Origin of the sequence: Hoylesella timonensis S9-PR14 (genome assembly GCF_000762405.1) — a bacterium.
GTDB classification, from domain to species: domain Bacteria; phylum Bacteroidota; class Bacteroidia; order Bacteroidales; family Bacteroidaceae; genus Prevotella; species Prevotella timonensis_A.
The window spans coordinates 22,523-33,616 of record NZ_JRPQ01000092.1 but is presented as its reverse complement, the minus strand read 5'-3'; the positions used below and the strand labels follow the sequence as shown (position 1 = coordinate 33,616).

At 42.4% G+C, this 11,094-nt stretch carries 8 protein-coding genes; 5 read left to right on the top strand and 3 right to left on the bottom strand.

Features of this window, described 5'->3' with window-relative positions; all coding sequences use genetic code 11:
- Positions 1-762: 762 nt before the first annotated feature.
- The 3 genes from HMPREF9304_RS06390 to glsA form a co-directional block, all read right to left on the bottom strand.
- Positions 763-3,120, bottom strand: a complete 2,358-nt coding sequence (locus tag HMPREF9304_RS06390; protein ID WP_036927541.1) for a GH92 family glycosyl hydrolase — start codon at positions 3,118-3,120, stop codon at positions 763-765.
- Between the two features lie 171 nt (positions 3,121-3,291).
- On the bottom strand, positions 3,292-4,281 hold the full coding sequence (glsB, locus tag HMPREF9304_RS06385) for a glycine N(alpha)-acyltransferase GlsB (RefSeq protein WP_036927534.1): 990 nt from the start codon (positions 4,279-4,281) through the stop codon (positions 3,292-3,294).
- Positions 4,282-4,397: 116 nt separating this feature from the next.
- On the bottom strand, positions 4,398-5,225 hold the full coding sequence (glsA, locus tag HMPREF9304_RS06380) for a lyso-glycine lipid O-acyltransferase GlsA (RefSeq protein ID WP_036927533.1): 828 nt from the start codon (positions 5,223-5,225) through the stop codon (positions 4,398-4,400).
- Between the two features lie 341 nt (positions 5,226-5,566).
- Here glsA and mraZ point away from each other — a divergent pair, with 341 nt between their 5' ends.
- From mraZ to HMPREF9304_RS06350, 5 genes are read left to right on the top strand one after another with little or no spacing between them, the layout of a single operon-like run.
- Positions 5,567-6,043: a division/cell wall cluster transcriptional repressor MraZ gene (mraZ, locus tag HMPREF9304_RS06370; protein ID WP_036927530.1), complete on the top strand. Its 477-nt coding sequence runs from the start codon at positions 5,567-5,569 to the stop codon at positions 6,041-6,043.
- Complete coding sequence (gene rsmH, locus HMPREF9304_RS06365; protein ID WP_036927540.1) at positions 6,043-6,978, top strand: 16S rRNA (cytosine(1402)-N(4))-methyltransferase RsmH; 936 nt, start codon at positions 6,043-6,045, stop codon at positions 6,976-6,978. The genes mraZ and rsmH overlap by 1 nt, the downstream gene beginning before the upstream one ends.
- On the top strand, positions 6,975-7,463 hold the full coding sequence (locus tag HMPREF9304_RS06360; RefSeq protein WP_036927529.1) for an FtsL-like putative cell division protein: 489 nt from the start codon (positions 6,975-6,977) through the stop codon (positions 7,461-7,463). The genes rsmH and HMPREF9304_RS06360 overlap by 4 nt, the downstream gene beginning before the upstream one ends.
- Entirely contained in the window at positions 7,460-9,616 is a 2,157-nt protein-coding gene (locus HMPREF9304_RS06355) for a PASTA domain-containing penicillin-binding protein (protein WP_008123860.1), read from the top strand. Before HMPREF9304_RS06360 ends, HMPREF9304_RS06355 begins: the two co-directional genes overlap by 4 nt.
- A 19-nt stretch (positions 9,617-9,635) precedes the next feature.
- The gene (locus tag HMPREF9304_RS06350; RefSeq protein ID WP_036927528.1) at positions 9,636-11,087 is read left to right on the top strand and encodes a UDP-N-acetylmuramoyl-L-alanyl-D-glutamate--2,6-diaminopimelate ligase; all 1,452 of its coding nucleotides are present in this window, start codon (positions 9,636-9,638) and stop codon (positions 11,085-11,087) included.
- Positions 11,088-11,094 lie beyond the last annotated feature (7 nt).

The window sequence follows — 11,094 nt, the reverse complement described above, 5'->3', positions numbered from 1 at the left end:
CGACTGAACGAACTTACATTTTGAACCAAAAAGAAGCCAAAAGATAACAAAACGTGTTTCATAAACATTTAATGACTATGTGCGGTGGTAATTTATAGAACCAGCCGTAAGTAAATTTGTGGGTAAGTGAACCCGTAAACATCGTTCATCTGTTTTTAGCGTGTCAAAGATAGCTAATATTAAACAGATATACAACTATTTTTCTTCTTTTTCCAAAGGGGTTACATCCAAACGCTTTGCTTAAATGGATGGTGATGTGAATTTTCATTCCTATGCTCATGTGCGGACGTTTAGCGTTGTAGAAATCAATTGTTTTCCGATAGTCACCACCCAACCACGGAATGAAAATAGGTGTCGGTTATTAAATGTGGACAACGAGCATCCTAAAAAGCCAAATAGTAGTCATCTCATTTTCGTCTATGTCACAAAGAAGAATTGGTAAAAATCTTGACAATTTGCTTTCATTTGCCTTGCGTCATTTAGGTGCTTTTCTTAACTCATGGAGATAAGGCGACTAACCCATGGAGATAAGGCAACAAAGTTACGGAGATAAGCCGCTTATCTCCATGAGTTAATAACGCTATGATATGTGAACGATGCCAACGTTGCTAAGAGGGATAACTAAAACTTTGAATATAAGGAAGTTATGAAGAGAAAAGAAAACGTGCATAACTGTCAAATTTTGAGTAGTTATGCACGTTTTCTTGAGATTTTGGAGGTTATTTATACTTCCAAATAAAATATGAAATATATTTACATTTCTTAGTATTTATCCTTGGGCGTGTTACCCATTGTCACCTCTAACTTTCCACCTTTGGCAAAGGTAGCAAAAGGCAGGTAGGTACTGTTCAGCACATCTCCATTGAGTTTGTACTCTTGCACGTAGATATTGTCCTTGCTGTTGTCCTTCACCTGAATAACGAATTGTTTGCCAGGATAATAATCCTTGTTTAGACGAATGGTGATTTTGTTGAACAGAGGACTACCTAATCCAAAGGCTGGCTCTTGTGCCGTCAAGCCTTTCACGTCGAACATACCGATGGAAGATTGTACGAACCATGCGCCCAGCTGTCCTTGGTCTTCATCCTGACCGTAGCCGTAACCGTGGATGCCGTCGGTGCCATAGAACTCGTTCAAAATGGCACGAACCCATTTTTGCGTGTGCGACGGTTTGCCTGCTTCGTTGAACATCCATGAAATGTGTAGACAAGGCTGGTTACCTTGGTTGTATAGTGTCTCCAAACCAGCGAATGCTCCTACCTCTGTACCGCCACTAAAGATTAGTTTTTGCGACTGGGTGAAGATGCTGTCCAAGCGGTTGGTGAAAACTTCCGTCCCCACTTTATCCGCCAAAGCCTTGGCATCGTGAGGCACATAGAAGGTATATTGCCATGCATTACCCTCTTGGAAACCGCGCCATACCTGCATTGGGTTGAAGTTGTCGATAAACTTTCCATCCGCTTTCTTTGGACGTACGAAGTTGGTTTCTTTGTCATAAATTCGCTCCCAACCTTTCGACAGCGACATGAGCTGGTTGTAATCGTCGGTTTTCCCCAACGCCTTTGCCATTTGTGCCGTTGCCCATGCACTAAACGCATACTCTAAAGTGTGCGATGCTGAGAACATAAACATTTCATCAGCCCCCTCACCTGTGTCTTGATGAGGCACATAGCCGTGTTCTACAAAGAGTTTGGTATCGGTCTTTCCTGCACCAAATGGGCGGTTCTCGCCATCCAGTTCGTTCTTTCGGCAAGCCTCGTAAGCCAAGTTGACATCAAAATCACGAATGCCACAAGCATAAGCTGCTGCAATCATCAAACTGAGTTGGTTGGTTCCCACACCCGATACATAGCGACTGTTGGCTAAGCCATCGCCCAACCAACCACTGTCTTTGAACACCTGCAGGTGACTGCTGATAAAGTCTGACATGTGTTCTGGGTAAGCCATAATCCATACTTGGTTGAGATTCCATTGTGCTCCCCACATGGCGTCAGTGTTATAGAGGTTGAAAGCTGGCTTTCCGTCTTTCGTTTCAATCTGTCCTATCGTACCGTCGTGTTTAGGATAGGCACCATTGACATCGCTGGCAATACCACGACCCAAGATGGCGTGATACAATCCTGTGTAGAATTTCACCTTGTCGTCTTTGTTCTCTGTTTCTACTGCGATGCGACTCAAATGCTCGTTCCAAGTGTCGTGCGACTGTTTCTTGGCTTCATCAAAAGCCATGTCCTTTGCCTCTGTTTCCAAATTCAAGCGCGCATTTTCTACAGAAGTGTAGGAGACACCTACTTTCACGGTAATCTTTTCCTGATTAGAAGTCTCGAAAGTAAGGTACGCACCCGCACCAAGTCCGTTAGCAGTCAGTGAGTCTTTCTTTACCTTTTCGCCGTTGAAAGTTCCCACAGCGGTAGGTTTCTTGTCGATGACCGCATAGAAATACAGAGGAACCTCAGCCCCCGGCTGATATTTCTTCACGTATTCGGGCAAGGTAATCACCCAGCCTTCTACGACCGTTCCATTATCTTTGATTTCAACCTTGGCATCCTTTACGGCGCCACTCTCGCCTTGTCGATTGCCGATGTCGAACAATATTCGACTCTCTTTACTTTCAGGGAAAGTGTAACGCTGAAATGCCACACGTGTGGTGGCAGTAACCTCTGCTGTGACGTTGTAGTCTTTCAACAATACAGAGTAATAACCTGCTGTTGCCACCTCATCATCGTGGGAGAACGTAGAGCGATAGCCTTTGCGCTCACCCGTCATGGCGGTATCGCCTGGTACAGTGAAAAGCTGTCCCACGGTAGGCATCAGCGTGATGCCACCAATCTGAAATTCATGCAAACAAGGAAATCCCTCAATACTCTTGTCACGATAATCATACCCAGTAGCCTCCCAGCCCGACTTGTTACCATAATGACCATTGGTAGACGGTCCAGGCTTTGCCATACCAAAAGGCAAGGCACCCGGTGCCATGTGGAAATAGCGACAATGAGCCGTTCCTATGCGAGGCTCTACATAAGTAGTAAAGTCTTCTTTGGATGCACTTTCAGTATTCGTACACGACACCATTCCCAACATGCCAACGAATGCTAATAGCATCATCGAAATTTTTCTCATATTCATTTGTTTTATTATTTAATAATAGATTTATATTCAGTATAAAATTTAACGTTTCCTTTCCAAAAGCGAAGGTGAAAGAACCTGTGGGGCGCATGACCTTATTGGAGGAATCAACGCTTGTCAGTTTTTGCGTTCTCCCAACGTCTGTCAGAATTAGCAGAACAAGTTTTATTTATCTTTGTAAATGACCTTGTTCGCGCCTGATGTGATTTCGAGCGATTCGCGGTGTTCCTTGATAAAGCTCTCGATGTGTCTTACTCTTTTTTCTTCCAATATTTCATCCACGGCTATTAAGATGCCTGTCTCTTCCACGTCGCCAAATCCATCATTGATAGCTGTACCAAAAAGTTTCATGGTAGGACTCAAGCCCATATAGGCATTGACTAATGGCGGAATGTTATAGCCTAACTGACGGATTTCTCGATTTAGTATTCGATAATTGGCTTTAAAATCATTCCCACAGAACAATGCGTCTAACTCCTGCGGATTCGCTTCTATCTTCAAAGGTCGCATGGGAACAATCAAATGCTCGTGATCTCCAAAATGTTTTTCCAAAAAGTAAAGTATCATATCCCGCCCTTTACGAATGTACGACGGATACATGGTCATCTTTCCAAAGAAATATTTGAGTTTGGGGTTGAGCACCGTCAATGCCCCTAAGCCGTCCCACAAGTTGTCCAAGGCAAAAATACTCTTGGTGTTTCTACGCACATTTTGATATTCTAAACTGACAAACGAGCGTCCTAACTCCACGGTGTAGGGCATGTAGTCTTTCAAAAACTTTTCAGAAAAATGGAAGAGATGACTCGTTGCTAATTTAGGTTGCCCATCTTCGTCAAGTTCCCAATCTTCACCACACAGATAGCGATACCCCCCAATAATTTCATCTGCATCAGGATTCCAGACAATGAGTTGTTTATAACAGTTTTCGCAGGTGTCGTATTCGTCGATATCCATTGACTTTCCTGTTCCTCCTCCAGCCGTACGGAAAGCAATTTCGCGCAAACGCCCTATTTCTTTCATTACGTGAGGGGCGTTGTGAGCTGTGATGACGAAAATCTTATTATGACTTTTATTGGTCATCCTTAGACGCTTGTCAGGCGTTAATTCCGTTTTCAAAAGCTCTTTATCTATGGGGTCAATAATCTCTTGCTGCATGGTTCTTTTCGAGGATTGGTGAGAAAGAATAGATTTACTGGTGGCTGGGTAAGGGTCAACGCTCATCTTTCTACGTCTGATTGATATTTATATTTCTTTATTTCATCCTTTGCGGGCTATAATTGGTAAACAATGTTTTGAACATATTGCGCCCATTCTATGGGTGTCTTAGACTTGTCAAAAGTCTGCCAAGGTATAGGTTTTCCAATTTTCACATGGAAAGTTTGATGTTTATTCTTGAACATCTCATCTACAAGGAACAGCATCGCCAGGTTAACCTTTAGGCGAAAAACTTTACAGAGATGAGCTATAAGATAGAATTTGTCAGAATTTCGACCATCGAAGTGAATGGGCACGACATCCCGATGATGCTCCACGCTTTTGGAAATAAAAGTTTTCTTCCATGGAATATCACGAATTTGACCATTTATTTTTCGTGAACAGAGTCCTGCTGGAAACATGATGATGTGGTTGTCACTCTGAAATCCTTCCTCTACCATGGCAGGAAAGTTCCTTCCTTGCTTGCCTGTTTTGTTGATACCGATGCTCACAGGCTTTAATGCAGGAAGATTGAGAAGCAAGTCGTTGAGCAGATAACGGAACAGGTTGCCATAATGTCGCCCAATAATAGCACCTAACGCCACACCGTCTGCACCTCCCAAGGGGTGGTTGGACACAAAGGTATAAAGTTTTCCATTGTGCGGATCAGGCAGGTTTTCTTCGCCTTGTATCTCCAAGGTGACATCCAAGAAATCGATACAGGCTTCCAACCATTCTGTTCCTGTTAGATGTCGATGATTCCAAAGAAAGACATTGATTTCGTCTTGATGAGTAATTTTTTTGAGCCATGACGCAACAAAATGGGGGAGATAGTTGACCTTGTCCCCCAATTTATTTTTCAAGATTTCATCAATATCTATGGTTTTCTCTATTTCTTCGTGCATTGAAACAATAAAACTTATAGATTGCAAATGTAACATAAGTTTTTGTAATATACCGCTTCTTTATGCAAAATTGTTCAAAAATTATCTCAACTGTTACTTCATTGCAGCAAGGCGTATCATTCTACAAGCTCAAAAGTGGGTTCATGACAAGTCGGATATCATTAAATTTTTTTTTTCAAGGGTAATTATTTCATTCGAGGAGGTAGAACACACAGGAGTTGAACCGTTAAATATTGCAAATTTTTATTGAAATATAGATTTTAAGTATAAAAGTGGGGAAATGTGGGGAATTTTATGTATCTTTGACAGCAAATAAATTTTTGCTTATAAAATAGGTACACATGCGTTTTTTAGGAAATATAGAAGCCAAGGTTGATGCCAAGGGTAGAGTCTTTCTCCCAGCCACATTCCGCAAGGTGCTACAAGCATCTGGCGAAGAAGTGTTGGTGTTGCGCAAAGATGTATTTCAATCTTGCCTCACGCTCTATCCCGAAAGCGTTTGGAATGAGCAATTAGATAACTTGCGTGCAAAACTATCTCGGTGGAATGCGGCAGAACAACAAATCTTTCGACAATTTGTGTCAGATGCAGAATTGTTGACCTTAGATGGAAATGGTCGCTTTCTCATCCCCAAAAGATATCAAATGTTGGCTCATATTGAGCAATCAGTCAGATTTATTGGAATGGACGACACCATAGAAGTGTGGTGCAATGAGCGTGTCAAAGAGCCTTTCATGGACTCACAGGAGTTTGGAGAGGCGTTGCAGCACCTGATGAATTCAGCGACAGAAAAGACGACAATCAATTCTTCAAAATGATGATAAAGACAGCAGGAAGTTACCATGTCCCCGTTCTTTTAGAACAAAGTATTGAGGGATTGAACATTCACCCAGAGGGCATTTATGTTGATGCCACTTTTGGTGGAGGGGGGCATTCTATGAAAATACTTTCTCAACTCAATGATAAAGGACATCTTTTCAGTTTTGATCAGGACTTGGATGCGGAAAAAAACATTCGACAAGAAGGACATGAGGTGCTGTTGCAGGATAACTTTACCTTTATTCGTTCAAACTTCAGATACTTGAAGAACTGGATGAGGTATTACAAAATAGAAAAGATAGATGGGATATTGGCTGACCTCGGTGTTTCGAGTCATCATTTCGATGATGAAAATAGGGGTTTCTCATTCAGGTTTGATGCTCCACTCGATATGCGCATGAACACCAAGGCATCGCTGACAGCTGCTGATGTGGTTAACACCTACGATGAAGAACAGTTGGCTGATATTTTCTATTTGTATGGAGAACTTAAAAATGCACGAAGGATAGCATCGCTATTAGTCAAAGCCAGAAGTCAAAAGAACTTTGCAAGTACCCATGACTTGATACAAGCAGTGGAAGCTGTTTTTGGAAAAGAGCGTGAGAAGAAAGAACTTGCGAAGCTATTCCAAGCACTCCGTATCGAAGTTAACCATGAGATGGAGGCATTAAAAGAGTTGCTCAACAGTGCTCAAGAGTTGTTGACTACTGGTGGGAGATTGGTCGTTATCACCTATCACTCCTTAGAGGATCGCATGGTAAAAAACATCATGAAGACAGGCAACGTACAAGGAAAAGTGCAGCAAGACTTCTTCGGAAGAATTGAAACGACTTTCAAACTTTTGAACAATAAGGTTATCACGCCTACACCACAAGAGCAACAGGAAAATCCACGTAGCCGAAGTGCTAAACTAAGAATCGCTGAGAAGATATGACAACGGACGAAAAAGACATAGATATACAGCCCATTCCCACAGACGCTTACAAAGATGCGGATGTAGCATTGGATTCTTCGGTAGATAAAGACAGCGAAGAAGCGCCAACCTTAAAAGAGGTTATCAAAGAGCAAGCGCGTGAAGAAGAAGCACCTTTATCGAGAAACTTTACTTTAAGAAAGATTCTTGGTGGAGATATTCTAACTACGTCTACTGTACGCAAACAAATTTGGATTTTCCTCCTTATTACGTTCTTTACCATCATTTACATCTCTAATCGTTACAGTGTTCAGCAAAACCTTATCGAGATTGATAAACTTCAGAAAGAACTTAAAGATGCAAGATATAAGGCTTTATCCAGCAGCAGTCAGCTTACCGAGAAAAGCAGGGAAAGCAACGTGTTGGATATGCTTAAAAATAATCAAGACAGTGTATTAAAGATTGCGAATCAACCACCATATATTATTCAAGTTCCAGCCCAATGAATAAGTTTGATTATAAAAAAATTATGCCTCGTTACAGCGCCATCGCCATTATGTTGACCTTGGTAGCTGTTGCCGTAGTGGGTAAAACGCTCTATATTATGACAGCGAAACGCGATTATTGGACAAAGGTTGCCGATCGAGTAAAGCGCGATAGTGTAGATATCAAACCCATGCGAGGAAACATTTTAAGTTGTAATGGAGAACTAATGGCAAGTTCGTTGCCTGAATTTAAGGTGTACATGGACTTCAAGAGTCTCCGCACCTCGAAAAACGATTCTCTTTGGGAAGCGAAGCTCGACTCTATCTGTGAAGGTCTGCATCAGATATTTCCAGAAAAGCCAGCTTCTGCTTTTAGAAAAGAATTGGAGACAGGACGGCAACAACAAAGTCGTCACTGGCCTATTTGGAAGAAACGTATCGACTACAATTCTTTTACGGAAATCAAGGCTTTGCCCATATTTAATCTCTCCAAATATATGAGTGGTTTTCACTATGAGGAATTCAATGCTCGGCAACGTCCTTACGGTTCGTTAGCGGGACGTACGGTGGGTGCCATGTATGGTGCAAAGGATACGGCTCGTTTTGGATTGGAGTTGTCTTATGATTCTATTCTTCGTGGTAAAAACGGTATCGTACATCGTCGCAAAGTACTCAACAAGTTCTTGGACATCATGGATACCCCTCCCATTGATGGTGCAGATATCGTGACTACCATTGACGTAGGAATGCAAGATTTAGCCGAGCGGGCTGTCATTGATGAGTTGAAGCAGATTAACGGCAATGTGGGCGTTGCCTTAGTCATGGAGGTGAAAACGGGTGACATCAAGGCAATTGTAAACATGGAAAAATGCTTTGATGGCGAATATCGTGAAGTTAAGAATCATGCGGTTAGTGATTTATTAGAGCCGGGTTCAGTTTTCAAAGTTGCCTCAATAATGGTTGCACTCGATGATGGTGTCGTGGATACAACGGCTCGTATAGAAACAGCTGGAGGTGTTTGGCCCATGTATGGGAGACAAATGAAAGATCACAACTGGCGTCGAGGGGGGTATGGAACACTCACCTTGCCTCAAACTCTTTTATATAGTTCTAATATTGGTGTGAGTCGTATCATTGACGATCATTATCGTGACAACCCAGAGAAATTTGTGCAAGGTCTCTACCGTACAGGTTTAGCAGACGCCCTTAACATACCATTGGTAGGCTCTTCCTCTGCGGTCATTCGTATGCCTAAGAAAAATGAACGTGGACAATGGATTAACTGGAGCAAGACTGCCTTGCCATGGATGAGCATTGGTTACGAAACTCAAGTGCCTCCTATTTCGACGCTTACCTTTTATAATGCCATTGCCAACAACGGAAAAATGATGCAACCCAGATTTGTCAAACAGGTGGTAAAAGACGGTGAAGTACTCATCGATTTTCCTCCAAAGGTGTTGCGATCACAGATTTGCAAACCTAAAACGCTGGGAGAGATTCAAACGATCTTAGAGCATGTGGTGAGTCAAGGCTTGGGACGCAAGGCTGGGTCGCCATCTTTCAAAGTCTCAGGCAAAACAGGAACGGCACAAATCTCACAAGGTTCGGGCGGTTATAAGGTTGGACGAACCAACTATCTCTTAAGTTTTGCAGGCTATTTCCCTTCTGACAATCCTCGTTACAGTTGTATTGTCTGCATCCAAAAGTCTGGACTTCCTGCCTCGGGCGGTGGAATGAGTGGTGTTGTCTTTCATCACATTGCAGAAGGTGTTATGGCTCAAGACTTAAAGTTAGACGTGAAAGATGCCAAAGACTCTACTTCCATTCTTGTTCCAAAGGTAAAGAATGGAAACGTGCTTGCTGCCAATTATGTGTTGACTCATTTGGGAATCAACACCAACCGTAACTGGAGTGGAACTTTTGCAAACGGCAATCCAATCTGGGGAACAGCTGAAATTCAAAACAATTCGAGTGTCGAGCTGAAAAAAGCCAAGATGTATACACATCAGTACATCCCTGATGTTTTAGGAATGGGTGCGCGTGATGCTGTCTACATCCTTGAGAATAGAGGTGTCAAGGTGCGTCTCAACGGTCGCGGGAAGGTGGTTCAACAAAGTCTTCCACCAGGACATCGCATTCAGAAAAAACAAGTATGCCTCCTTACATTAAGTTAATGCACAATAATTCAAATATATGATTTGTAACGAATTAATCAAAGACATTAAATGCACTGACATTTTGGGCGATACGAATGTCAGTATATCGGGAGTAAACATTGATTCCCGGAAGATAAAACCTGGTCATCTGTTTGTAGCTATCAAAGGGACACAAGTAGATGGACACGAATATATTGATAAAGCCATACAGTTAGGAGCTGTCGCAGTACTATGCGAAAAAGCGCCGAAAGAACCGTTGTCTGGCATTACCTACATTGTCGTCACATCAACCGAAGATGCTGTCGGTAGGGTGGCGACACGTTTTTATGGAGATCCCTCCAAACACTTAAAACTTATTGGTGTTACGGGAACAAATGGTAAGACAACCATTGCCACCTTATTATATAATATGTTTCGTAAGTTGGGACATCGGTGTGGTTTGCTCTCTACAGTGTGCAATTATATCGAGGATGAGCAAATACCTGCCGACCATACCACGCCTGACCCCATAGAGCTAAATGAACTGTTGGCAAAAATGGTAGAGCAGCATTGTGAATATGTATTCATGGAATGCTCGTCACATGCCATTGCGCAAAAGAGAATTGGTGGATTAAACTTTACGGGAGGTATTTTTACCAACTTGACACGTGACCACTTAGATTATCATAAGACTTTTGAGAACTACCGCAACGCCAAGAAGTCTTTCTTTGACCATCTGCCCAAGTCGGCTTTCGCCATTACAAACGCAGACGATAAAAATGGCATGGTCATGGTGCAAAATACCAAAGCAACAGTTAAGACCTACTCAGTCCGTACCGCAGCTGACTTCAAAGCTCGCATCATCGAATGTCATTTTCAAGGTATGTACTTAGAGATTGATGGTCAGGAAGTGGGAGTGCAGTTCATCGGTAAATTTAACGTCAGCAATCTCTTAGCTGTTTACGCTACAGCACGCATGTTGGGTAAACAACGAGAAGAAATTCTGATAACGATGAGTACGCTGCACAGTGTCAACGGACGTATGGACACGCTTCATTCCCCACAAGGATTTACAGCTGTAGTGGACTATGCGCATACTCCTGATGCATTGAAAAATGTACTCCTTGCCATTCATGAAGTAGACGGCAAAGGTCATGTTATCACTGTTTGTGGGGCTGGTGGTAATCGTGACAAGGGTAAACGTCCGTTAATGGCAAAGCAGGCAGTACAGCTAAGTGATAAAGTGATTATCACCAGTGACAATCCTCGATTTGAAGAACCGCAAGACATTATCAATGATATGTTGGCAGGTTTGGATGCGCAGGATATGAAAAAGGTGTTGAGCATTGTAGATAGAAGGGAAGCCATACGCACCGCCTGCATGCTTGCAGATAAGAACGACGTTGTCCTTGTGGCAGGGAAAGGACACGAAACTTATCAAGAAGTCAAGGGCGTAAAGCATCATTTTGACGATAAAGAAGTGCTGGCAGAAATTTTCAAACAATCATAATACGTTT